Annotated in this window: 24 protein-coding genes and 1 pseudogene; 13 read left to right on the top strand and 12 right to left on the bottom strand. The window is 60.7% G+C overall.

From position 1 onward, the window contains the following. Nucleotides 1-7 precede the first annotated feature (7 nt). From DBR46_RS08365 to DBR46_RS08355, 3 genes are read left to right on the top strand one after another with little or no spacing between them, the layout of a single operon-like run. Nucleotides 8-718 carry a FadR/GntR family transcriptional regulator gene (locus DBR46_RS08365; protein ID WP_124525775.1) on the top strand — a complete coding sequence of 237 codons (711 nt, stop codon included), beginning with the start codon at nucleotides 8-10 and terminating at the stop codon, nucleotides 716-718. A gap of 5 nt (nucleotides 719-723) precedes the next feature. Beyond that, the gene (locus tag DBR46_RS08360) at nucleotides 724-1,419 is read left to right on the top strand and encodes a tRNA (adenine(22)-N(1))-methyltransferase TrmK (RefSeq protein WP_124525774.1); all 696 of its coding nucleotides are present in this window, start codon (nucleotides 724-726) and stop codon (nucleotides 1,417-1,419) included. Between the two features lie 29 nt (nucleotides 1,420-1,448). Next, nucleotides 1,449-1,739, top strand: coding sequence for a DUF3144 domain-containing protein (locus tag DBR46_RS08355; RefSeq protein WP_124525773.1), 291 nt, complete (start codon nucleotides 1,449-1,451; stop codon nucleotides 1,737-1,739). 16 nt (nucleotides 1,740-1,755) lie between these two features. Here DBR46_RS08355 and DBR46_RS08350 read toward each other — a convergent pair whose 3' ends face one another. From DBR46_RS08350 to DBR46_RS08340, 3 genes are all read right to left on the bottom strand, one after another. Further along, nucleotides 1,756-2,319 (bottom strand): DUF2589 domain-containing protein, encoded by a 564-nt coding sequence (locus DBR46_RS08350; protein ID WP_124525772.1) that lies wholly within the window; start codon nucleotides 2,317-2,319, stop codon nucleotides 1,756-1,758. 56 nt (nucleotides 2,320-2,375) lie between these two features. Next, the gene (locus tag DBR46_RS08345) at nucleotides 2,376-3,026 is read right to left on the bottom strand and encodes a DUF2589 domain-containing protein (RefSeq protein ID WP_124525771.1); all 651 of its coding nucleotides are present in this window, start codon (nucleotides 3,024-3,026) and stop codon (nucleotides 2,376-2,378) included. 82 nt (nucleotides 3,027-3,108) lie between these two features. Further along, nucleotides 3,109-3,492, bottom strand: a complete 384-nt coding sequence (locus tag DBR46_RS08340) for a transcriptional regulator (RefSeq protein WP_124525770.1) — start codon at nucleotides 3,490-3,492, stop codon at nucleotides 3,109-3,111. Between the two features lie 163 nt (nucleotides 3,493-3,655). Between DBR46_RS08340 and DBR46_RS08335 the strand changes: the two genes are divergently transcribed. Beyond that, nucleotides 3,656-4,195, top strand: a complete 540-nt coding sequence (locus tag DBR46_RS08335; RefSeq protein WP_124525769.1) for a pesticin C-terminus-like muramidase — start codon at nucleotides 3,656-3,658, stop codon at nucleotides 4,193-4,195. Between the two features lie 46 nt (nucleotides 4,196-4,241). Here the strand turns inward: DBR46_RS08335 and DBR46_RS08330 are convergent, their stop codons facing one another. Both DBR46_RS08330 and DBR46_RS08325 read right to left on the bottom strand, forming a co-directional pair. Then, nucleotides 4,242-4,706 carry a hypothetical protein gene (locus DBR46_RS08330; RefSeq protein ID WP_124525768.1) on the bottom strand — a complete coding sequence of 155 codons (465 nt, stop codon included), beginning with the start codon at nucleotides 4,704-4,706 and terminating at the stop codon, nucleotides 4,242-4,244. Nucleotides 4,707-4,781: 75 nt separating this feature from the next. Continuing rightward, a complete protein-coding gene (locus DBR46_RS08325) occupies nucleotides 4,782-5,312 on the bottom strand; it encodes a M35 family metallo-endopeptidase (protein ID WP_124525767.1) in 531 nt (176 codons plus the stop codon). Nucleotides 5,313-5,627: 315 nt separating this feature from the next. Between DBR46_RS08325 and DBR46_RS08320 the strand changes: the two genes are divergently transcribed. Both DBR46_RS08320 and DBR46_RS08315 read left to right on the top strand, forming a co-directional pair. Then, nucleotides 5,628-7,685, top strand: coding sequence for a methyl-accepting chemotaxis protein (locus DBR46_RS08320; protein WP_124525766.1), 2,058 nt, complete (start codon nucleotides 5,628-5,630; stop codon nucleotides 7,683-7,685). A 364-nt stretch (nucleotides 7,686-8,049) separates the two neighbouring features. Continuing rightward, a complete protein-coding gene (locus DBR46_RS08315) occupies nucleotides 8,050-8,676 on the top strand; it encodes a glutathione S-transferase family protein (protein WP_124525765.1) in 627 nt (208 codons plus the stop codon). A 41-nt stretch (nucleotides 8,677-8,717) separates the two neighbouring features. Here DBR46_RS08315 and DBR46_RS08310 read toward each other — a convergent pair whose 3' ends face one another. The 4 genes from DBR46_RS08310 to DBR46_RS08295 form a co-directional block, all read right to left on the bottom strand. Beyond that, the gene (locus DBR46_RS08310) at nucleotides 8,718-9,977 is read right to left on the bottom strand and encodes a hypothetical protein (RefSeq protein WP_124525764.1); all 1,260 of its coding nucleotides are present in this window, start codon (nucleotides 9,975-9,977) and stop codon (nucleotides 8,718-8,720) included. 70 nt (nucleotides 9,978-10,047) lie between these two features. Continuing rightward, complete coding sequence (locus DBR46_RS08305; RefSeq protein WP_124525763.1) at nucleotides 10,048-10,410, bottom strand: hypothetical protein; 363 nt, start codon at nucleotides 10,408-10,410, stop codon at nucleotides 10,048-10,050. Nucleotides 10,411-10,507: 97 nt separating this feature from the next. Then, the gene (locus tag DBR46_RS08300) at nucleotides 10,508-10,969 is read right to left on the bottom strand and encodes a hypothetical protein (RefSeq protein ID WP_158619149.1); all 462 of its coding nucleotides are present in this window, start codon (nucleotides 10,967-10,969) and stop codon (nucleotides 10,508-10,510) included. A 126-nt stretch (nucleotides 10,970-11,095) separates the two neighbouring features. Further along, a complete protein-coding gene (locus DBR46_RS08295) occupies nucleotides 11,096-11,959 on the bottom strand; it encodes a LysR family transcriptional regulator (protein WP_124525761.1) in 864 nt (287 codons plus the stop codon). Between the two features lie 112 nt (nucleotides 11,960-12,071). Between DBR46_RS08295 and DBR46_RS08290 the strand changes: the two genes are divergently transcribed. Together DBR46_RS08290 and DBR46_RS08285 are read left to right on the top strand one after the other, a co-directional pair. Next, a complete protein-coding gene (locus tag DBR46_RS08290; protein ID WP_124525760.1) occupies nucleotides 12,072-12,680 on the top strand; it encodes a LysE family translocator in 609 nt (202 codons plus the stop codon). Nucleotides 12,681-12,787: 107 nt separating this feature from the next. Further along, nucleotides 12,788-14,626 (top strand): ATP-binding protein, encoded by a 1,839-nt coding sequence (locus DBR46_RS08285; protein WP_124525759.1) that lies wholly within the window; start codon nucleotides 12,788-12,790, stop codon nucleotides 14,624-14,626. A gap of 78 nt (nucleotides 14,627-14,704) precedes the next feature. On the opposite strand, the gene DBR46_RS08280 is transcribed toward DBR46_RS08285, so the two are convergent. The 3 genes from DBR46_RS08280 to DBR46_RS08270 all read right to left on the bottom strand — a co-directional run bounded on the left by DBR46_RS08280 (nucleotide 14,705) and on the right by DBR46_RS08270 (nucleotide 17,066). Continuing rightward, nucleotides 14,705-15,319, bottom strand: coding sequence for a hypothetical protein (locus tag DBR46_RS08280; protein WP_124525758.1), 615 nt, complete (start codon nucleotides 15,317-15,319; stop codon nucleotides 14,705-14,707). A 186-nt stretch (nucleotides 15,320-15,505) separates the two neighbouring features. After that, the gene (locus tag DBR46_RS08275; protein WP_124525757.1) at nucleotides 15,506-15,736 is read right to left on the bottom strand and encodes a DUF6124 family protein; all 231 of its coding nucleotides are present in this window, start codon (nucleotides 15,734-15,736) and stop codon (nucleotides 15,506-15,508) included. A gap of 340 nt (nucleotides 15,737-16,076) precedes the next feature. Further along, nucleotides 16,077-17,066 (bottom strand): zinc-dependent alcohol dehydrogenase family protein, encoded by a 990-nt coding sequence (locus DBR46_RS08270; RefSeq protein WP_124525756.1) that lies wholly within the window; start codon nucleotides 17,064-17,066, stop codon nucleotides 16,077-16,079. Between the two features lie 103 nt (nucleotides 17,067-17,169). On the opposite strand from DBR46_RS08270, the gene DBR46_RS08265 reads away from it, so the two are divergent. The 5 genes and pseudogenes from DBR46_RS08265 to DBR46_RS08245 form a co-directional block, all read left to right on the top strand. Continuing rightward, nucleotides 17,170-18,075 carry a LysR family transcriptional regulator gene (locus DBR46_RS08265; protein WP_124525755.1) on the top strand — a complete coding sequence of 302 codons (906 nt, stop codon included), beginning with the start codon at nucleotides 17,170-17,172 and terminating at the stop codon, nucleotides 18,073-18,075. Between the two features lie 75 nt (nucleotides 18,076-18,150). Beyond that, a complete protein-coding gene (locus tag DBR46_RS08260; protein WP_124525754.1) occupies nucleotides 18,151-18,384 on the top strand; it encodes a hypothetical protein in 234 nt (77 codons plus the stop codon). A gap of 233 nt (nucleotides 18,385-18,617) precedes the next feature. Then, nucleotides 18,618-19,181, top strand: coding sequence for a nucleotidyltransferase family protein (locus DBR46_RS08255; protein ID WP_124525753.1), 564 nt, complete (start codon nucleotides 18,618-18,620; stop codon nucleotides 19,179-19,181). Between the two features lie 239 nt (nucleotides 19,182-19,420). Next, complete coding sequence (locus DBR46_RS08250; RefSeq protein ID WP_124525752.1) at nucleotides 19,421-19,864, top strand: TspO/MBR family protein; 444 nt, start codon at nucleotides 19,421-19,423, stop codon at nucleotides 19,862-19,864. Next, nucleotides 19,861-20,757 (top strand): annotated as a pseudogene (locus DBR46_RS08245) (alpha/beta hydrolase fold domain-containing protein); the annotation flags it as partial. The gene DBR46_RS08250 and the pseudogene DBR46_RS08245, both read left to right, overlap by 4 nt. Between the last annotated feature and the right edge of the window lie 69 nt (nucleotides 20,758-20,826).

Raw genomic sequence — 20,826 nt, 5'->3', positions numbered from 1 at the left:
CGTCACGATGCCCATTGAAAGCGCGCCTCCTGTGCGTAAACGCTCCAGCAACCTCGCCCAAGGTGTGGTTGAAGTGCTGACCCAGCGCATCCTGCTCGGGCAGTTGCAGCCCGGTGAAAAATTGCCGTCCGAATCCACCATCGTGGCCGAGCATGGTGTCAGCCGCACCGTGGTGCGCGAGGCACTGTCCAAGTTGCAGGCGTCGGGGTTGGTGGAGACGCGCCACGGCATCGGCACCTTTGTGCTGGCGCCGCAAGCGCAGTCCGGGCTGCGCCTGCATGTGGACACGCTCGCCAGCGTGCGCAGCATGCTGGAGTTGCGCCTGGGCCTGGAGGTGCAGGCCGTGGCGCTGGCCGCCCAACGCCGCAGCGACGCGCAATTGGCGCGAATGCGCGAAGTGCTGAGCGACTACCAGGCCTCCCTGGCCAACAACGACAGTTGCGTGGAAGCAGACAAACGCTTCCACCAATTGATCGCCGAAGCCACCGGCAATACTTTCTTCAGCGAAATCATGCTGCACCTGGGAACTGCGATGATTCCGCGCACTCAGGTCAAGGCCGCCGAACGGGGTGGCGCGGACTTCGCCCAATTGGGGCAACTGGCGCACCTGGAGCATGAGGCGATCTTCAACGCGATCAAGCGCCAGGACCCGGACGCTGCACGCGCCGCGATGGTGCTGCACTTGACCAATAGCCGCGATCGTTTTTCGGGAGAGTAGGGCAGTTGAACGAACACACTTTATCCGCGCGCCTGGAGCGCGTGGCGGCAAACGTGCCTCTGGGCGCGCGCCTGGCCGATATTGGCTCCGATCACGGCTACTTGCCGGTGGCCTTGCTGCGCCGGGGCGCGATCAGCGCGGCGGTGGCCGGTGAGGTGGCGACCACGCCGTTTCATGCGGCCCTACGCACGGTGCGTGACAACGGCCTGGAGCAGCACGTCACGGTGCGCCTGGCCAACGGCTTGGCGGCCATCGAAGCGCAAGACCGCATCAGTGCAATCAGCATCTGCGGCATGGGCGGCGAGACCATCCGCGATATCCTCGACAGCGGCAAGGCGTACCTCAGTGGCCAGGAGCGCCTGATCCTGCAACCCAACGGCGGCGAGCAACCGTTGCGCCAATGGTTGATGGACAACGGCTACGCCATCCTCACTGAAGAGTTGCTGCACGAAAACCGTTTCTACTACGAAATCATCGTCGCTGAGCGCAGCGAGCCGGTGCAGTACAGTGCCGAGCAACTGTACTTTGGCCCACTGCAAATGCAGGCGCGCAGCCCGGCATTTTTGGCCAAGTGGCAACGCATGCTGCGCCAGAAACAGAAGACCCTTGCCAGCCTTGAACAGGCGCGCCAGGCGGTGCCCGAGGCGACGCTACAAGAGATCGCCCAACAGGCCCGCTGGATCACCGCGCTGCTGGCCTGACAGACCGTTATTCAATAAGGATTCCCGCAATGGCAGATGCCACCGACCAAGCTTTTTACGACCGCGCAGATGCGCACATCGAACTGTCCAACGAGCAGCTCAAGGCTGAGGAAAACCTCGGCCAGGTCAGCGCCTCGATGATGTTTGGCACCACCCGCTTCAATGCCTGGGCCAGTGCGCGCAACTTCAAGTCCGGCGCGGAAATGGCCGAGGCGCGGGAGGCGATGTTGAAGTATTTCTGCGATCAGTACCGGATGATGCTTGAGGATAATCTGGATGATCACATCAACAATTTTGACCGGTACAAGATGGGCAAATAAGCCCTCAGGATTGCCGTCAGGGCGCGAAGTCTGAAGGCTCCTGTTCGGCAGTGGGCGGTTTGGCGGGGGCGTGAGCCAGTGGGCTGATCAGGTTGGTGTATTCCTCGATGATGCGGTTGATCGCCTCCGGTGGTTCGCAGGCCTTGAATTCGATGCGGATCTGCACTTCGTCGGGATCACGCTCCTGGCCTTCGCGCTTGGTGGTGCCGAAGGTCACAAAAAACTTCTCACTCTGCAGGTCGCCATTTTCCAAGTCGTGGCTGGCCTTCTGCACTTCGGTGCTGTGCATCTTTACCGACAGGTCTACATCCATTTTGTGCAGCGCCAAACCCTTGGGGGCCACCAGTGCGATCAGCGGTACGGTGATGGTATGGCCCTCGGTCAGGGCGATATCGACCATCTTGGCCTTCATCGGCGTGCCCAGGTCTTCAACGTTGTAATCGAAGAATTGGTCGAACAAGGCGATGTATTGCTGGGCGATCAGGTTGTGCGTGGCCGCTGCTGCCTGGTGCAACCCGCGGGTGATGTGGCTCAAGTCACTGGCCGACATGGGTTCCTTGGGGCGTGAGAAAAATGCCATGGTGGATTCCTTTCAGGTCGAGTGGGTTGCCCCGCCGTGAGGCGGGGCGGTTGGCGTTACTTGGTTTTTTCCGCAGGCTTGGCGTCAGGCAAAGGCAGTACCCCTGCTTTTGGCAGTTCCGTCGGGCTGGTTGCAGTGGCGTTTGGCAGCATGACCGGTTTGGTCGCTGCATCGGTGAGGAAGTCGATGACGCGCATCAGCGCTTCCGGTGGGTCCTGACGCACGATTTTGGTCTTGATTTCGTAGCGTGCGCGGGTGTCGGTCTTGCGGGTCTGGCTGGACTTGTGGCTGGCGGAGCCTTTCACGGTCACGCTGAACGGGCCCCAGCCCATTTTGGCGTCAAAGCCACCGGAAACATCAGTGGAGCTTTTGTCCTCGGCCATCTGGGTGATGGTCAGCTCGAACTCGATGCTGCCTTCTTGGATGGTGATGTTGGGGTGGCTGATGGCGGCCAGCAGCGGAATGCGCATGGACTTGCTGACTGTGCCCTTGTAGACACCTTGTTCATCAACCAGGGTTTCGTCGTAGTCGAACTGCACCGAAACGGCCTTGCCGTCCTGGATGCACACGCCCATGAGGAAGTCCGCATAGGCTTTGCTCGCAGCGACTTGTGCCTGAATCATTGCCATCAGCGGGCCAGTGATCATCTTGTCCAGAGGAAGGGCGGCTATCACGCCTCCAATGAGACCTTTATCAATATCTGCCATGTCTAATTTCCTTATCGTGAGTGCGCGAAAGTGCGCAACTTCAATCTATCCATGCTGAACTTTCTGATTCAGTAGGAAGTAATTACCGATGAAGACAAGTTTCCTGGCGCCGGATATTGGCGATCTGCCGCAGGCTCAACCCATACTTTTCGGCCAATACACTTCGCGATACACCGTTGGAAATACCCATTTGAATATGTTGATTACGGATCTGCCGAAAAAAATGGTCGGACTTCGGTATTTCCAAAGCAATACCCGCGAAATCATTGATCAGCGCTTGTAGTGATTCCGTTGACAAGATCAGCGCCAACGAAGTGCGTTGAACCTGTTTTGGAATGTATTTAGGGCGGCCGCCATACACGCACGTCAGGCGGAAAGCATCTTCCAAACCGATACAGGCAACCAACACCTGAAGGGAGTGGGGGAGTTGGTGGACATCAATGTGTCCCAGGTCGATCGGTTCCATCGGTCTTACCTCCTTGGCGTGAGAGCTGGTCAGAGCTTAGGAAGTAATGAACGCCGACAATAAGTAGGAAACTTTACCTATGAAAGTAGGGAAGTTTTACCTTCTGAAGATGATCCCGCCTGAGTGATGGACTTGAGTTTCCTAAACCAAGAGGGAACTACCCATGTCCAGTCATTCGATTGATATGGCATTTATTGCCAGGCTCGAAGGTGGGCCGGCCACACGCGGTTATGTGCCGGACCCGGAACACAGCAGGAGCGGGGTCACCATAGGCACAGGCTTTGATCTGGGGCAGCAGAAAAATCTGGATATGCTGCCCAAAGACCTTGCTGAGCGACTTGCACCTTACCTTGGCCTGATCGGTGCGAAGGCCGTAGCGCGCTTGCAAACGCTGCCGCTGAACGTCAGCGCAGACGATGCATGCAGGATTGACGAGGCTTACAAGGCGCCCTTTATCGCACGCTTGAGCAGCGACTACAGCAAAGCTGCCGGGCGCCCGTTTGATGCATTGCCGGCACCGATGCAGACGGTGATCGCTTCAGTTGCCTTCCAATATGGCAACCTCGCCATTCGCACTCCAAAGTTCTGGGCGCAAGTGGTGGCGGGGGACTGGAAGGCCGCAGAAAGTAATTTGCGCAATTTTGGTGACCGCTATTCCACCCGCCGTTGCAAGGAAGCGGATTTGTTGGCGAGTGCGTTGTAACGGTAAAGATACAGCCACCCGAGATTGCCTCGGGTGGCTGTTTGCATCATGGGCAGGGTTTGGCCAGCAATAAACTGACCGTCTTCATCTTCTCTGTATCATCAACGGCGGTTCCGTTGGGGAGGGAACGCCAGTCCACATCGACGCATAGTGCGGTGACGGTGACCTTGTTGACCTGGCCCACTTTTTCCGCGAAGTCATAGCGGTAGGTTGCGCGAGTGGAGGCGAAGGGCTTAACACTGGTTGCGCTGCTAAGTACGGTGGATACGAGATCGGGAACTTGCTTCATCGGCGCGGTGAAGTGAGTGGACGATTGCTCGCTAAAGTATCCAGCCGTGCGCGTGGTTTTCCATAATTGCTGCCACTGAAAGTTACCAGCACTGGCATTCAATGTGATGGCATAGTCTTTCAGCGTTTGGGGTTCAACTTCTTCAGTGTTCAATGCGTGCGCGGGGGTGGCTAACAAATAAAGTGCGGCCAGTGAAGCGGCGGTCAAAAAACGACGGTCCATGATCAACTCCTTTTCCTGGGTGATGAAAAAGCCTGTTCGAAAACAGGCTTTTTGCCTTGCAGCATCAGTAATAGCTCAATAGCTGTCTTCTACTAGGTACGCCCAGCTATCGGCATTGGTGATGACGCTGTTGAGATCACCGTCATGTTGCTGCGCCTGCTGCACCAATCGCAGGCAGGCGGCGCGCCCGTCAGCGTTGTCGTCGGTGTCCAGCACATCGCGGAAATGACTGACTTCATGAATCAAGGTGCTGGCGCGCGAGTCATTACCGTACGTTGAAGCGTCGAAGAAGGGCTGTGCCAGTGTGATGGAGTGTGCGGCGCCGCGCAGGTTCACATTGACCTCGGCGTACCAATTGGTGTGTGAGTTTGTGCTGTCGTCAAAAACGATCTGAGCTTGATGAATACCGGCCAGCGCCGCATGGATAATGCCTAGGCGCCGTGCCAGCTCGCGCAGGTCCATAGGGTGGTTGACACCCATCCAGACCTGAGCGACGGCGGCATTGCCCGCATTCAGTTGGCCGATGGTGTAGTTGAGGGAGCGCAGTGCAGCCCAGCGTGCTGCACGATAGGTTCTTGCTTCGGAGCTGGTCAGTTGACGAGGCATGATGAATCTCCAGTGGTGTTAGGAGATTTCAGTCTGAGCGGGTGCAAAAGGCGTGATCAGCAGGAAGTGATTCCACTGCAGGTACGCGTTGCGCCATTAGTTACAGATGCGCCCTCGATACTGAGTGCTTTTGCCCCATTTTCGCGCACGACGCGTGCACTTTTAGCGTGCCACCCCGCCTGATTCCAGCGTCCTGCCATCGGCCCGTATCTTGCTAGAGCCAAGCTAATCAATGACATGGCGTTTTGCCGTTAGTCATTTCAAGGCTTTGCCCAGCGGTGCACCGCATGGGTCGTTTTTGGGGAGTGGTCCGACATGCACAGCTTTTTATCACCCGGTATCCGCCTGCTCGGCCGTTTTGGTTTTGCACGCAAGTTCCAGATCCTGTTCCTCCTGTTCATGCTGCCTTTGGCCGGCAGCCTGTGGATGATCGGGCAGGACTATCGCGCCAAATTGGCGGTGATCTCCAGCGAGCAGTCCGGCGTTCGCCAACTGCTGGCCCTGGATGCACTGGACGGCCAATTGACCGCCCAGCGCAACCTGGCCGCGCGCTGGAAAGCCGCCGACATCCTGCACGCACCCACCCCGGCGGCGAAGGCGGCGATGGACAAGGTCGATGCCAATTACCCGCTGCTGTTGCAAAACCTGCAAACCCTGGGCGAGTCGCTGAAAGCCCAGCACGCCAGCGCCGACACCCTCGCGCGCTTCGAGGCGTTGCAGGCCACCGTCAAAGGCATGGACTCCCAATCCCTGCGCACCGTAGGTTGGTGGCCGGACGGCTATGACCGCTTCACCTCGGCCCTGACCGCCATGCAAACCCTGCGCGAGCAGGTGACGCTGGACACTGGCCTGATCCTCGATCCCTGGCTGGAAACCTACCTGCTGATGCAGATTTCCACCCAGCACACCCCTGACCTGATCGAGCGTGTCGGGCGCATGGCCAGTGTGGGGCAATCGTCTATCGCGTCCGGGCAGTTCACCTTGCAAAGCCGCTTGCAGATGCGCGACCTGCGCGGCCGCATCGGCGACGCGCGCGACCAGTTGGTCAAGGCCGCCGCGTCGCTCAAGGCCAAGCAGTACGCAGGCATGGAGGCGTGGACCGCGCAGTATGACAACAGCCTGCAAACCCTCGATAACCAGCTCAAGATTCTCGACGATGGCGTGTTCGGTGGCACCATCAAACTCGACACCTCCGCCTTCGAAGGCAGTGTCGATGTCATGCTCGGCAGCCTGGGCGCCCTGCGCAACCAGTCGCTGACGTCCCTGGACGCGCGCCTCGGCCACTACCACGATCGTTCCCTCCAGCAGATCGTGCCGGTGGCGGCGACGTTCAGCCTGCTGGCGTTGGCGGCGCTGTACCTGTTCATGTGCCTGCAAGCCTCGATCCGCCGCAGCGCCAGTGGCATCACCACGCTGGCGGAGTCGCTGCGTGACGGCAACCTCTGCGTGGAAGTGGCGGTGCAGGGGCGTGACGAACTGGCGGCCATCAGCATTGCGCTGAACGTCGCGGTGGTGCAGTTGCGCACCAGCTTGCTGGGGGTCAACCACGAGACGCAGCAGTTGGGCTCGGCGGTGGTCACCCTCAATGCGCAATCGGGCAGCACCCTCAACGAAGTCGAAGACCAGCAACAACAAATCAGCCAGATCGCCGCCGCTGCCACCCAACTGGCCGCGACCTCCCTGGGCGTCGCCCGTAGCTGCGAACAAGCGTCGGGCAGCGCCCAGCAGACCCGGCGCATCGCCGAAGACAGCAGCCGTGATAGCCAACGCACCACGGCCAGCATCCAGCAACTCAACCAGCGCCTGACGGACACCGCCAACGCCCTGGAGCAAGTCAGCCACCAGGGCCAGCAGATTCAATCGGTGGTGGACACCATTCGGGGCATCGCCGAGCAGACCAACCTGCTGGCGCTCAACGCGGCCATCGAAGCCGCCCGCGCCGGCGAGCAGGGGCGTGGCTTCGCGGTGGTGGCGGATGAAGTGCGCAGCCTGTCGCAACGCACCCAGGCCTCCACCGCACAGATCGCCAGCACGGTGGACAGCCTGCGTGCCACGGTGAGCCAGGCGGTCAACCTGATGGGCGTCGCATGTGAGCAAGCGTTGACCGATGCGGCGTCGGTCACCGGGCTCGGCACCCGCCTGGGCGAAATCGCCGGCGCGGTGCAGAACGTCACCGACACCCTGGCGCAGATCGCCACGGCGGTCGAAGAACAGGCCGCGACTGCGGACGAAGTGAGCGGCAATATCCAGCAAGTGGACCAGGCGGCGGGGCGCTTGCTTGATGGTGCACGGGCGGTGAACCGTGCGGCGGATACCCTGAGCAAGGGCAGCCAGGCCTTGAGTGACAACACCGCACGATTCCGGCTGGTGTGATTCCTTGTGGGAGCTGGCTTGCCTGCGATGGCGGCGGCATTGCTGATAAAAATGTCGCCTGACCCGGCGCTATCGCAGGCAAGCCAGCTCCCACAGTTGATCTTCGTTGTTCGGATACCTTGAGTAAGGGCCGCTGGGCGTTGAGTGACCACACCGCGAAATTCCGGCTGGGCTGAGATCTCCTGTGGGAGCGGGCTTGCTCGCGAATGCGGTGTGTCAGTCAATACATCGGGTGACTGAACCACCGCCTTCGCGAGCAAGCCCGCTCCCACACAAGCGTGCTCCCACATTTAGATCTTCAATGTCCAGTAGATAGCGTAGTCTCCTGCTGCACTCCATTTCTCTCGCCCTGCGGAGCCCTGCCATGATCACCGTCCATCATCTCAACAACTCCCGCTCGCAACGCATCCTCTGGCTGCTCGAGGAGCTCGGCCTGCCGTACCAGATCAAGCGCTACCAACGCGACCCGAAAACCAACCTCGCCCCACCGGAACTCAAAGCCATCCACCCGCTGGGCAAGTCCCCGGTGATTGAAGACGGTGGCCAGGTACTGATCGAGTCCGCCGCGATCATCGACTACCTGATCCGCCGCCATGGCGCAGGTCGCCTGCAACCCGATCCGGCCACTGCCACGTACGATCAGTACGTGCAATGGCTGCACTTCGCCGAAGGCTCGGCCATGCTGCCGTTGATGCTCAACCTCTACGTCGGCCGCCTGGGCGAGGCGGGTGCGCCGTTGCATCCGCGGATCGAGTCGGAAGTGGCCAATTACCTGGGCTACCTCAACGACGTGCTGGGGCGCACGCCGTATCTGGTGGGAGATGAGTTGAGCGGTGCGGATATCCAGATGAGCTTTATCGGCGAAGTCGCCGGGGCCCAGGGCAAGTTGCCGGCCTATCCGAACCTGGCCGCCTGGGTGCAGAAGTTCCAGGCCCGACCAGCGTACCGCAAGGCGGTGGAGCAGGGCGGCGAGTACGCGTTCGCCAAATAGGGCGACTCATGGGGGCAGGATTTGCCCCCATTCGCTGCGCGTCAGCGAACCACATCAAACGCCGTGTATTCGTTCACATAGTGCGTCTGGCTCGACGTCGATTCCAGGGTCAGGGCAACGCCCAGGTCTTCGATGAACACGCGTGAGGTCGTGTAGTCACCCTGGTCGCAGGCCAGTTTGATCGCGTCGCCCGTTAGCGCGGCAAACACCTGGCGTGCGGGAATGCGCGCGCCGACGGTGCAGGTCAACGACGTCTCGATGGATTTGTCGGTGGAGCGGGCGGGCACGTTGACCATGCGCAGTCGAGCGGTCAGCGTCTGGCCCGGCGCCCAGCTGGCCGGCACCTTCAGTTCGGCTTCACGGGTTTGCAGCACCCGGCCATCGCCGACGCCGTTCATTTTCGATTTCAACTGGATCAGGTCCGCTTGAGTCAGGCGGTCCACGTTGAAGGTCTGGCCGTAGACCTCGTTCTTCACCAGCAAACCACCCTCGGCCTTGAACGTGACCGACGTCGGCAGGTCCTTGCTGCCGTCGCCTTTCTTCGACAGGTAGGTGTAGCTCAGCGTTTTGAATTTCGGCTGCAACAGCGGTGCGCCAAGCTGCTGGAGCACGTTGGCCGGCACCTCGACATCGCTGATGTTCATTTCGGCCTGCGTGCGCGGGTAGTCCACCGGCGCGATGTCTGGCCGCAACCGCGCCAGCAGCCCGGCGTTGACCCCACCCTGTACCGAACAACTCACCCGTGACTGCGTGCCTTGCTTGCCCTCCGGCTCGACGATCAGCACACGTTCCACCTGGCGTATGCCCGGCGCCTTGCCCGGTTGCGGTTTGATGAACTGCCAGCCGTCGCCCACCTTGAGCTCGCTGCGGGTGTATTCGCCGTCGCCTTTTTGCAGCGCCCCCGGTTGTTCCAGCAGCGGCGCGAGGCGCTTGGCCACCTCGTCCACGCCGCCGTCGACAATAAAGCCCCAGTAATAAAACAGCCCCAGCGGCCCGAGGTCGGTGACTTCGTCGCTGTAAGACAACAGCTTCAAACCGGCGATGGGCGGCGCGCTGACCGGTACCTGGTTGGCATTGTGGTCGATGCGATTTTTAACCGCGATCCAGGTGAAGTTTTTTTCCTGCTTGAGCGGCGCGTAGGCCTGCCAGGCGTCACGGTGGGTGTTCAGGCTGCTGAAGAAACTCGCATCGCAGCGGGTGAAGGCCTTGAGCGTGTCGGTCAGCGCGGCATCATCGGCGTGGGCGAGGGTGGGCAGCAGCAGAGCGGTGGTTAGAGCGGCGGCGGAAAACGGCAACTTCATGGGGCGGGATTTCCGTATCAAAAAGGCGAGAGACAGGGCAGGGCATTATCCAGCAGTTGGGCGGCGGGCTCTAGTTGGCTGCGCGGGTCAGGCGCAAGCGCCAGTTGCCGCCGTGCCGGGTTTGGCACGCTTCTTCACTGTCAAGGTGCACGCAACGCTTCAACGGCACGGGCGGGATATCGGCGGCGTGCAGGGCGATGGCGGTGAGTTCGTGGATGCGTGCGTCCAAACCTGTGGCCAGGGCGTGATTCTTATTGGCCCGCGTGTCGAACACCCAGGTGATGACAAGGCTCTGGGGGAAGTCGGCGTAGTTGACGGTGTGGGTCAGCCAATCGAAGCCCGGGATTTCCGCCTTGGCGGTTTCGCAGGCCTCAGTGAGCGCGGCGACCAAGCCGCGTTCGATACGGGCGCTGTCGCGTTTTGATAGGGCCACGGGAGGCTCCAGTAAAAGGCAAGGGCCGCAGGTTAGCAGGGTGCGGGCACAGTTTCAGCCGTGGCGAAAATCCAGTGTGGGGCTTGCGGCCTGATTGTCACCGCGTCGCGCTGAACACGGTGAACGGGCAGTCGCCCACCGAGCTTGCCCGGCAGAAGTCTTCCGGGGTCCAGTTCGAGCCCTGTGCTTTAGGGCGCACAGGAAACCGCTGAGACATTCTCAAAAATGCAAATTGCTCCGGCCCCTCATAATCACAGGCCACGAAGTAATACTCGCGCTCACCCGGGCCTGCCTGACCTGTTCGGATTGCAGCTGACTCGAACTTCATCCCCTTGAGGTAGTGTTCCTCTGCCAGTGGATTTTCACCTTTCCATCCGTTGCCCGGTGCAATGGCGAAATAGCTATAACCTTGTGCCTCCTTTCTCTGCTCAATACTCCCAATGGCTGGGCACATGTTGGCGGCAGTTGGAGCAATAACGCTTGGCGTGCAGGCTACCAGGCTGGTCAGCACCGTCATGAGGGCTGTGCAAAGCAGCGTATGTGATTGGGAGTTGGACATGATGAGGTCCTCGGTTGGCGTGTATTCACTCTGAACGCCAATGGCCAAGGCGGGCACTGTCATGTTTGACAGTTCTATAGATGGATTTGGAATAGCCGTCGGGGAGTTGACGCATTTGCCTGCACATCACGCCTGATGCCTCAGCGCACTAATGATAAACGCGTGCAGGCTGTTGACCGCCTTGGACCCCCGCGAGGCCCGGCTGCGTAGAATCGATACCTCCATAGGCTCGATATTTCCCAAGCCGTGCTCACTGCCCAAGACCTGCAGCGATGGCTGCACCGTGCACTGCGTGATTGCGGCGATCGCCAGTCCGCCTTCAACGGCCGCCACTTGGCCCGCCAGGCTGGAGCTGTTGTACACCACCTTGAACTGGCGGCCCTGCTGGGCCAGTGAGTTCACCGCATAACGCCGCGCCAGGCTGGCGCTTTCGTACACGGCGATCGGCAGCGGGTCGCGCCGCCACAGTTCGAACTGCGGCGAGCCGACCCAGACCATCGGCTCATGAAACAGAAACGTGCCACTTTGCGGCGAGTCCCTGGATACCAGCGCCAGGTCAAGGTCACCGCTGCGTAGCCGAGGGATTAGTGCGGTCGATTGTTCGCAGGTCAGTTCGATGTCCACCCCTGCGTGGCGTGGCGCAAAGCGTTTGAGCAGCGGCGTGAGGTATTTGGCGGCGTAGTCCTCGGCGACGCCCAGGCGTATGCGTCCCGTCAACGCCTCCCCGTGAAACGCCGCCTGGGTCTCGGCGTGCAGCGCCAGCATGCGCCGTGCGTAGCCCAGCAGCGTCTGGCCGTCATCGGTCAGTTGCAGGTGGCGTGGGCCACGGTTCAACAAGGGCCGCCCCAGCGCCGTTTCGAGTTTTTTCATCTGCATGCTCACGGCCGACTGCGATCGGTTGACCTCATGAGCCGCGCCCGACAGCGAACCGGCGTCCACCACCGCGACAAAACACTTGAGCCAATCAATCTGCAAATCGCTGGAAGGCATCGCACTGACCTCTATTCGTTAATCGAATGACTATGCTGTGAATTATGCGCTTTTCAGGATAGTTGTTCCCTCGCAAGATGCAGCCATCAATCAACCTCTGCCGGACCTGAACATGCCCTTCGAAACCTGGTTGCTGTACCTGATTACCTGCTGCGGCATCGCGGTCGTGCCGGGGCCCAATGCCTTGTTGGCGCTGACCCACGGCGCGATTCACGGGCGCCGCCGGACGCTGTTCACCATCAGCGGCGGCGTGCTCGGCTTTGCCCTGGTGCTGTCGCTGTGCGCGTTGGGGTTGGGGGCGCTGATCCAGGCTTCGGCCGGCTGGTTCACGGCCTTGAAGATTGGGGGCGGGCTGTATCTGGTGTGGTTGGGGTTCGGGCTGTGGCGGTCTGCGCCCGTTAGCCTGGAGATGGCCGGGGTGCCAAGCCTGCGGCGCTGGTCGTTGTTCCGCCAAGGGTTGGTGTCGGCCCTTTCAAATCCCAAGGCGCTGCTGTTGTTTACGGCGTTTATTCCGCCTTTTCTCGACCCCCACAGGAACCTTATCGCGCAGACGGCGGCGATTGCGCTGACCTACGCCGTGGTGGAGTTTTGCGTTGAATACATGGTGGCCAGCGCTGCGCATCGGGTGCGGCCGTGGTTGGCGCGGACTGGGCGGCGGTTCAATAAGGTGTGTGGTGGGTTTTTTGTGGTGTTCGGGTTGGCGTTGCCGATCCACAGTTGAGCAGGGGGTAAAAGAAAGCTTTCACCACCGAACGTCTCCCTGTTTCGCGTGGTCACAGCTTTGCTGATAACCTGCTAATAGCTCAATGCCAGCTCCCCGGAGCCCCCATGAAAACCCTACGCACCGCCTTCCCGGCCGCCTTCCCCCGTGGATCTTCCCGCGACTCGGAAACCGCGCTGTCGGACATCGAGTTCCTGCACCGCATCAGCCTGGACCTGATCGGCGAGCAAGACCTCGAAGCCCTCTACGGCAAGATCGTCGATGCCGCCGTGTCCATCACCGGCTCGCAATTCGGCACTATGCAGCTGCTCTGCCCTCAAGGCCATCCGTCCGGCCATGGCGGCGAACTGCAACTGCTGTGCTCACGGGGCTTGCCGCCCGAGGCCGTAGGATTCTGGCAATGGGTGAGTCCAATGGCCTACAGCAGCTGCACCATGGCCCTGCAGTTGGGCCAGCGCGCCATCATCCCCGACTTCGAAGAATGGGCCGACATCGCCGGCACCGAAGACCTGATCGCCTTCCGCCGCGCGGGCATCCGTTCGGCCCAGACCACGCCCTTGCGCTCGCGCGACGGGCGCCTGCTCGGCATGATCTCCACCCACTGGAGCACGCCGCACCAACCGTCCGAACGCGACCTGCGCCTGCTCGACATCCTCGCCCGCCAAGCCGCCGACCTGCTCGAACGCACCATCGCCGACGAGGCCCTGCGCGACGCCGAAGCCCAACTGCGCGCCCTCAACGAAACCCTTGAGCAGCGCGTGGCCGAACGCACCGCCATGCTGATGCAGGCCGAAGAAAAACTGCGCCAATCGCAGAAAATGGAAGCCGTCGGCCAACTCACCGGCGGCCTGGCCCACGACTTCAACAACCTGCTCGCCGGCATCTCCGGCGCCCTCGAACTGATGAACCGGCGTATTCACCAGGGCCGCCTCAGCGACGTCGACAAATACATGGTCGCCGCCCAAGGCTCGGCCAAGCGCGCCGCCGTCCTCACCCAACGCCTGCTGGCCTTCTCCCGCCGGCAAACCCTGGAACCGCGCGCCACCAACGTCAACACCCTGATGTACGGCATGGCCGAACTCATCCAACGCACCGCCGGCCCCGGCATCCAGATCGAAACCCTGGGCGCCGTTGACGCCTGGACCGCCTTCGTCGACGTCAGCCAACTGGAAAATGCCCTGCTCAACCTGTGCATCAACGCCCGCGACGCCATGCCCGAAGGCGGCCGCATCCAACTGGAAACCGCCAACCTCTGGCTCGACCCAAACACCGCCCGCGCCCACGACCTCACCGAAGGCCCCTACCTGCGCCTGAGCGTGACCGACACCGGCACTGGCATGTCGCCAGACGTCATGGCCCACGTGTTCGAACCCTTCTTCACCACCAAACCCATCGGCCAAGGCACGGGCTTGGGCCTGTCCATGATCTACGGGTTTGCCCAACAATCGGGCGGGCAGGTGCACATCCAGTCCGCCGTGGGCGAGGGCACCTGCGTGTCCCTCTACCTCCCACGCCACCACGGCGCGGCGCCGGGGGATGAACTGACGCCAGGGCAGACCCCGATTGAAGTCGCCCAACACGGCGAAACCGTGTTGCTGGTGGACGACGAATCCACCGTGCGCATGCTCCTCGCGGATGTGCTCGGGGAACTGGGCTACACCGTCATCGAAGCGGCTGACAGCGCGGCGGGGCTGAAACTGCTGCGCTCGGATGTGCATATTGATTTGCTGGTGACGGACGTGGGCTTGCCGGGCGGGATGAATGGGCGGCAGATGGCGGAGGCGGGGATGGCGCTGCGGCCGGGGTTGAAGACGTTGTTTATTACGGGGTATGCGGAGAATGCGGTGATGGGGTATGGGCAGTTGGGGGCGGGGATGGGGGTGTTGACGAAGCCGTTTGCGGTGGAGGTGTTGGGGGGGAGGGTTAGGGAGTTGTTGGGGAGGTAGGGGGCTAGTTGTTTGCCACGAAGGGGGCACAAGCTGTCATGGATGATTGTCCGTTCCCGAGCCAGAGCTGATACCTAGTTAGGGACCAAGATTAAATTTGCTCAGAGGTAGTATTTTCGTTTGATCATCGTTTACGTCCCATAATGTGCAGTACATGGCTTCGCCTTGTACTGAGATTAAGTGTTGCTTCAAAAATGTTTTTAAATCGCTCAGGTCTTTCCACAATACTGCGGCCTTATCAGTGCCGAAAGCGTCAGAGCTGCCGTATACATACGGATTCGCCTCATGAAGCCAAGCATGTAGCCGTTGGTAAATTTCAGAAATTTGATCATGAGTGAGGCGGTTTTTAGGTATGCCTTCGACGACAATGGCGTACCCGTCTGCCCGCTCTTGTTCGGTTGCCGAACGGATAGTGCTTGGACTTGGAAGAGTTTCAAAACCCTTGGATTTCAGATTCTTGAGTATCTTTTCAGCGTTCCACTGCTTTTTTGCATCGCGAGGTATCTGCTGAGCGCCATGTTCGATTGCGATAAGGCAGGCATACGCTATCCCTTCGACTATTTTTCGCCCCTGGAACGCGGCTGACTCTGCGCGGGTGAAAGACTCGCCTTCCGAGATATGAAGTAGCTCTATTACGTCAAACCGAGCGCGTATCCGTTGCATGAGATTGTGATACATCTGAACTGAGTTCATCTATTGTCCGTATTTTTGATTGTTAGCTGATTTTGTTAGGTTATCACCGTGTGCGACACGACCATGCTGCAATAGCTCGTGCGGCGGAAAAAAGGTGACGGATTTATTTTATAAAAATCAGTCCGTCCTCTTTTCCCATACTACGACCCAGCGATCAGGCCGGGTCGCGTTCTGGCTGGCTAGTGATCAGCTAGTGCAAGGTGCTTCACGGTCTAGGAGCTTGGCTGTCAGTAGCACTCCCAACTCACTCAATTGGTGAATTGCCAGCGCGATGTCGCGATGTTTTCCGTTCAAATCTTCGGATAGATCAAGCAGCAGTGTGCTGACTGACGTGAATGTCTCATAGCTGTTGGTGATGAGAGTTTCGTTGCTGGCGTCGGTAGAGACGGTGAAGAGCGTGGTTGAATCGTTAACCATCGTTAAGTTCCTTACCTGATGCCACCACCCCGTCGCTACTAAACCAAAGGGCGGTAGCTGTACGCAGGTTAGTAGACCGGTGGAACCTAACAAAACCGGCGCGCCCGAGGGCGCCCTGCGCACAGCCACCATCAAGCTCAAACGGGAACGTCTGACAGGTGAAGCTCGTGCAATTGTTAGGTTAAACCGTGGGCTACTAAACCCGATCACCGAGAAATTCAGCGACCGCGCAACCTTAGATTCCACCACCCCAAGCACACAAGCCGGCGGATTCTGGAGCATGCGTAGGCAATCGGGCAAGCCGCTACCCAAGTTTGGGAATCGTCCTAGGACATCGCCCTCACACCGTCACCACAATCTTGCCGATCTGCTGATTCGCCTCCAAAAACCGATGCGCCTCCTGCACCTCATCCAACCCAAACGTCTTGGCAATCACCGGCGCCAACGCCCCCGAAGCCAGCCCATCCAAGATAAACGCCTTGGCCCGCACCAACGCAGCCGGGTCGGCCACAATCTCCGCGTACAAATACCCCTTCAGCGTCAAACATTTGCCTAGCACCGTAAACAACGGAAACGGCGTCGGCTCCGAACTCAACGCGCCGTACTCCAGCAATATCCCGCCCTGGGCCATGCTCTGGGTGAGTGCCTCAAAGCCCGGCCCGCCAATGGGGTCGAACACCACGCGGGCGCCTTGGCCGTTGGTGAGTGCCATCACGCGTTCCACCAGGTCTTCTTCATCGCTGACGATCACGTGCGCGGCGCCGGCTTCCAGCAATGCCTGTTTTTTCGCGCGGGTGCGGGTCACGGCGATGGCGGTGGCGCCGACGCTGCGGGCGATCTGGAAGGCGGCGAGGCCGACGCTGCTGGAGGCGGCGGTGACCAACACGAAGTCGCCTTGGGTCAGTTTGGCTTGTTCCACCAAGGCGCCCCAGGCGGTGACGTATTGCATCCACGATGCGGCGGCCTGGACGAAGCTGAGGTTTTGCGGGTGTTTGACGGTGAGGTAGGCGGGCACGTTGGCCACTTCGCCGTAGGTGCCCCAGCGGGCGATATCGAGCGGTGGGATGACGCTGACGGCATCGCCCACCAGGAAGTCGCGGACGTCGGCGCCGACGGCGCTCACCACGCCAGCCGCTTCATAGCCCAGGCGGCTGGGGAACTCGGCTTCTTGCAGGTAGGCGTGGTTGCGGAACATCACTTCGGCGCGGTTGAGGCCGAAGGCCTTGACCTGGATTTGCACTTCATCGGCCGCCGGTGCCGGGACGTCGATGTTTTCCAGTTGCAAGACGCTTGCGTCGCCGTAGGCGTGAATCCTGACAATACGGGCCATGGGGTTGATCCTCGATGTTTATCAATGTGGCGTTCAATTTAGGCGTGGGACGGCGCGGGATAAAGGCCTAGGATGGCGCAACACTAGAAACAATGGGTTTCCAATGGATCGTCTTACCTTGATGGCCACGTTCGTCAAAGCCGTGGAGCTGGGCTCGTTCAGTGCGGTGGCGGATGAGCTGAACCTGTCGCCGCAACTGATCGGCAAGCAGGTGAAGATGCTGGAGCAGCACTTGGGTGTGTCGCTGCTGCACCGCACCACGCGCAAGCAGAGCCTGACCGACTTTGGCCGCACGTTCTACCAACGCGCCAAGCTGATCCTGGCAGACATGGACGCCGCCGAAGAAATGGCCGCCGTCACCCGTGGCGTACCCAGCGGGCGCTTGCGCATCAACGCGCCGGTGACATTTGGCGTGAGTTCGTTGGCCCCGCGTTTGCTGGAGTATATGGTCAAGTTCCCCCAAGTGGCGGTGGACCTGACCTTGTCCAATGAGCTGGTCGACCTGGTGGAGGATGGCTATGACGTGGTGTTCCGCATCGGCGAATTGGCTGACAGCGGCTTGAAGGCCTTGCCCCTCAAGCCCTATCAGATGGTGCTCTGCGCGGCGCCGGCCTACCTGGCCCGTCGCCCAGTGATCAGCAGCCCTTGGGATTTGCAGGAGCATGAATGCCTGGCGTTTGCCTATTCGGACGGGCGCTCGCACCTGCACTTCGAAGGCCCGCAGGGGCGGGTGGAGGTGCCGATTACAAGCCGTTTGACGATTAATCAGGGTGACCCGCTGCTGTCGGCGGCGGTGGCCGGGTTGGGTGTGGTGTTGTTGCCCCAGGAACTGGTGCATGACGCGCTGCGCAAAGGCACGCTGCTGGCGTTGTTGCCGGAGTACACCGTGCCGGCCTCACCGATGAACCTGCTGTATGCGGCGGATCGGCGGCTGACGCCGAAGGTGCGCAGTTTTGTCGATTTTGTGAAAGGCGCGTTTGGCCGGGATCTCATGAAAACAGCCCCTTGAGGCCTATATCGGTCTACCATGCCACCCCGGCAGTGGTTCCACGCGCTACCGATTCTTCTTTTACAGGTACTGCCCATGTCCATCGAGCAAATCAGTCTTCCCAAAGGTGTTGGCCCGCACGCCAGCAAGCTGCTGGACGCCATTACCGGCGCTTCCACCCATGAAGAACTCAACCGCGCGGGCGGCAAGGCCGAAGGGTTTGTGCTCGGCCTGGAATCGACCAAGGCCATCAAAAGCCAGATCGCAGAGGCGTTGTATGTGGCGTATGACGATGCGGCGGCGCATCGGGCCAGTGAGTTGAAGGGCTGATACACCAACACCTGTGGCGAGGGAGCTTGCTCCCGCTGGGCTGCGCAGCAGCCCCAAAACCTGCCAGCGCGCAGAATCAGGTAAAACTCAGTGGCCGATGGGGGCGCTTCGCACCCCAGCGGGAGCAAGCTCCCTCGCCACAGGGGAAGCTGCGGCGTTCTACCGTAACGAAAACCACCACACGGTGGTGTAGCGTCGCAGGCTCCAACACATAAAGTGTCCAAGGAGTACACATGACATTGACCGTCAAAACCCTGCTCGACCTGGCCATGGCCAACCCGATCAACGCCGAGATCACTGCGCGTCTGCCGGCCCTCGGCCTGGACCAGTGTTTTCTCACCGCAGGCTGCCTGTTCCAGGCGGTGTGGAATCATCAGTCGAACCTGCCTGCTGCCCAGGGCGTAAAGGACTACGACGTTTTCTACTTCGACACAGACCTGTCCTACGAAGCCGAGGACGCCGTGATTCGCGCGGCTGAGGGATTGTTCGAGGACCTGGGCGTCAACGTTGAAGTGAAGAACCAAGCGCGGGTGCATCTTTGGTATGGCCAGCGGTTCGGCCGGCCGTATCCGCAATTGCACACGGCTCGGCAGGGGATTGATCGCTACCTGGTGGCGGGCACCTGTATTGGCCTGGAAGTGGCGACGGGCGAGGTGTATGCGCCGTATGGTTTGGCGGATGTGGAGCAGGGTGTGCTGCGCATCAACCCGCTGCACCCGGAGCCGGAATTGTTTGCGCGCAAGGCCAGGAGTTATCAGGAGCGGTGGCCTTGGCTCAGGATTGTGGGGGCCACTTAGCACCGAGGGCGATGCGGATGGGGCGGGGCGGCAGGCAGTGCGCGGCGATCCCTTCGTAGCCTCGCTAAAGCTCGACAACTCCCACATGTTGATTTGTGAACACCATTAAATGTGGGAGCTGGCTTGCCTGCGATGACGCCAGCCCAGGCAACATCACAACCCGCCCCAGACCCAATCGGCAGTGAACTTTTACCCGCCCACCCCCCGTCCAAGTTGAAACGCCCAGCCAAGGACCGACCATGACCTTCTTCATCTTCCTGCTCGCCTGCGCCGCCGCCGCCAGCACCGGTATGCTCTTCAAACCCGGCGCCTGGTATGAATCCCTCGTCAAGCCAAGCTTCACCCCGCCCAACTGGTTGTTCCCGGTGGCGTGGACGCTGATCTACCTGCTGCTGGCCTGGGCCGGTTACCGCCTCAGCCTGATCCCGGGCAGCCAAGTGGTGCTGGCGCTGTGGGCGGCGCAGATTGCCTTGAACACGTTATGGACGCCGGTGTTTTTCGGCGCGCACCGCATCCTCGCGGGGATGGTGATTCTGGCGGTGCTGTGGCTGACCGTGGCGACGATGGTGGTGTTGGCGGTGCGCCTGGACTTGATCACCGGGTTGATCCTGTTCCCGTACCTGGCGTGGCTGTGTGTGGCTGCGGCGTTGAATTTTTCCATTTTGCGCAATAACCGCGCATGACACACCACCTCTGGCCCGCCAGCGACACCGAACTGGCCGAAATGCGCCGCTTCAACAAGAAGCTCGCCTGGTTGCCGCGCTTCAAGATCCGCAATCGCGTCACGCCGCGTGTGATCCAGGCGTTGCTGCGTGCCGGTCAACGGTTGAAACGCGCCCCTGCGGCTGAAACCCGGTACGCCGGTTCGGTGCCCGTGCGCATCCTGCGTCCCAGCGGCAAACCCAAGGGCGTGGTGCTGGATATCCACGGCGGCGGCTGGGTGATCGGTAATGCGCAGATGGATGACGACCTCAACCTGGGCATGGTCAATGCCTGCGATGTGGCGGTGGTGTCGGTGGATTATCGGCTGGCGGTCGATACGCCGGTGCAAGGCCTGATGGACGATTGCCTCACGGCTGCGCGTTGGTTGCTGACCGCCGATGAGTTTGCGGGCCTGCCGGTGATCATCGTTGGCGAATCGGCCGGCGGGCACTTGGCGGCGGCGACGTTGCTGGCGTTGAAGCAATGGCCGGAACTGCTCAAGCGGGTCAGCGGCGCGCTGCTGTATTACGGCGTCTACGACCTTACGGGCACTCCTAGCGTACGCGCCGCAGGCCCAGGCACGTTGCTGCTGGACGGGCCCGGCATGGTTGAAGCGCTACAAATGCTCACGCCGGGGCTGAGTGACGACGAGCGCCGGCAGCCGCCGTTGTCACCGCTGTATGGCGACTTCACCGGCTTGCCGCCGGCGTTGATGTTTGTAGGGGAACTGGACCCGCTCAAGGACGACACGCTGTTGATCGCAGAGCGATGGCCGGATGCGCAGGTGCATTTGGTGCCGGGGGCGGCCCATGGGTTTATTCATTTTTCGGTGGGGATGGCGGGTAAGGTGTTGGCCTATGGCCGCCAGTGGATAGTGGGCAAGACGGCCCTTGAAGACCCTTTCAGTATCCGCCTGGTTGCTGCGGATGATATTTCACAGGTG

The organism is Pseudomonas sp. KBW05 (assembly GCF_003852405.1).
GTDB lineage: Bacteria > Pseudomonadota > Gammaproteobacteria > Pseudomonadales > Pseudomonadaceae > Aquipseudomonas.
This window is presented reverse-complemented; position numbering and strand designations above follow the sequence as displayed.

Coding starts and splice junctions, on each gene's coding strand:
- DBR46_RS08330 (WP_124525768.1), bottom strand. CDS start 4,706: ATGGACCGTCGTTTTTTGACCGCCGCTTCACTGGCCGCACTTTATTTG.
- DBR46_RS08295 (WP_124525761.1), bottom strand. CDS start 11,959: ATGCCTTCCAGCGATTTGCAGATTGATTGGCTCAAGTGTTTTGTCGCG.
- DBR46_RS08325 (WP_124525767.1), bottom strand. CDS start 5,312: ATGCCTCGTCAACTGACCAGCTCCGAAGCAAGAACCTATCGTGCAGCA.
- DBR46_RS08320 (WP_124525766.1), top strand. CDS start 5,628: ATGCACAGCTTTTTATCACCCGGTATCCGCCTGCTCGGCCGTTTTGGT.
- DBR46_RS08270 (WP_124525756.1), bottom strand. CDS start 17,066: ATGGCCCGTATTGTCAGGATTCACGCCTACGGCGACGCAAGCGTCTTG.
- DBR46_RS08265 (WP_124525755.1), top strand. CDS start 17,170: ATGGATCGTCTTACCTTGATGGCCACGTTCGTCAAAGCCGTGGAGCTG.
- DBR46_RS08345 (WP_124525771.1), bottom strand. CDS start 3,026: ATGGCAGATATTGATAAAGGTCTCATTGGAGGCGTGATAGCCGCCCTT.
- DBR46_RS08250 (WP_124525752.1), top strand. CDS start 19,421: ATGACCTTCTTCATCTTCCTGCTCGCCTGCGCCGCCGCCGCCAGCACC.
- DBR46_RS08315 (WP_124525765.1), top strand. CDS start 8,050: ATGATCACCGTCCATCATCTCAACAACTCCCGCTCGCAACGCATCCTC.
- DBR46_RS08340 (WP_124525770.1), bottom strand. CDS start 3,492: ATGGAACCGATCGACCTGGGACACATTGATGTCCACCAACTCCCCCAC.
- DBR46_RS08310 (WP_124525764.1), bottom strand. CDS start 9,977: ATGAAGTTGCCGTTTTCCGCCGCCGCTCTAACCACCGCTCTGCTGCTG.
- DBR46_RS08350 (WP_124525772.1), bottom strand. CDS start 2,319: ATGGCATTTTTCTCACGCCCCAAGGAACCCATGTCGGCCAGTGACTTG.
- DBR46_RS08365 (WP_124525775.1), top strand. CDS start 8: ATGCCCATTGAAAGCGCGCCTCCTGTGCGTAAACGCTCCAGCAACCTC.
- DBR46_RS08335 (WP_124525769.1), top strand. CDS start 3,656: ATGTCCAGTCATTCGATTGATATGGCATTTATTGCCAGGCTCGAAGGT.
- DBR46_RS08300 (WP_158619149.1), bottom strand. CDS start 10,969: ATGTCCAACTCCCAATCACATACGCTGCTTTGCACAGCCCTCATGACG.
- DBR46_RS08275 (WP_124525757.1), bottom strand. CDS start 15,736: ATGGTTAACGATTCAACCACGCTCTTCACCGTCTCTACCGACGCCAGC.
- DBR46_RS08260 (WP_124525754.1), top strand. CDS start 18,151: ATGTCCATCGAGCAAATCAGTCTTCCCAAAGGTGTTGGCCCGCACGCC.
- DBR46_RS08280 (WP_124525758.1), bottom strand. CDS start 15,319: ATGAACTCAGTTCAGATGTATCACAATCTCATGCAACGGATACGCGCT.
- DBR46_RS08255 (WP_124525753.1), top strand. CDS start 18,618: ATGACATTGACCGTCAAAACCCTGCTCGACCTGGCCATGGCCAACCCG.
- DBR46_RS08355 (WP_124525773.1), top strand. CDS start 1,449: ATGGCAGATGCCACCGACCAAGCTTTTTACGACCGCGCAGATGCGCAC.
- DBR46_RS08290 (WP_124525760.1), top strand. CDS start 12,072: ATGCCCTTCGAAACCTGGTTGCTGTACCTGATTACCTGCTGCGGCATC.
- DBR46_RS08285 (WP_124525759.1), top strand. CDS start 12,788: ATGAAAACCCTACGCACCGCCTTCCCGGCCGCCTTCCCCCGTGGATCT.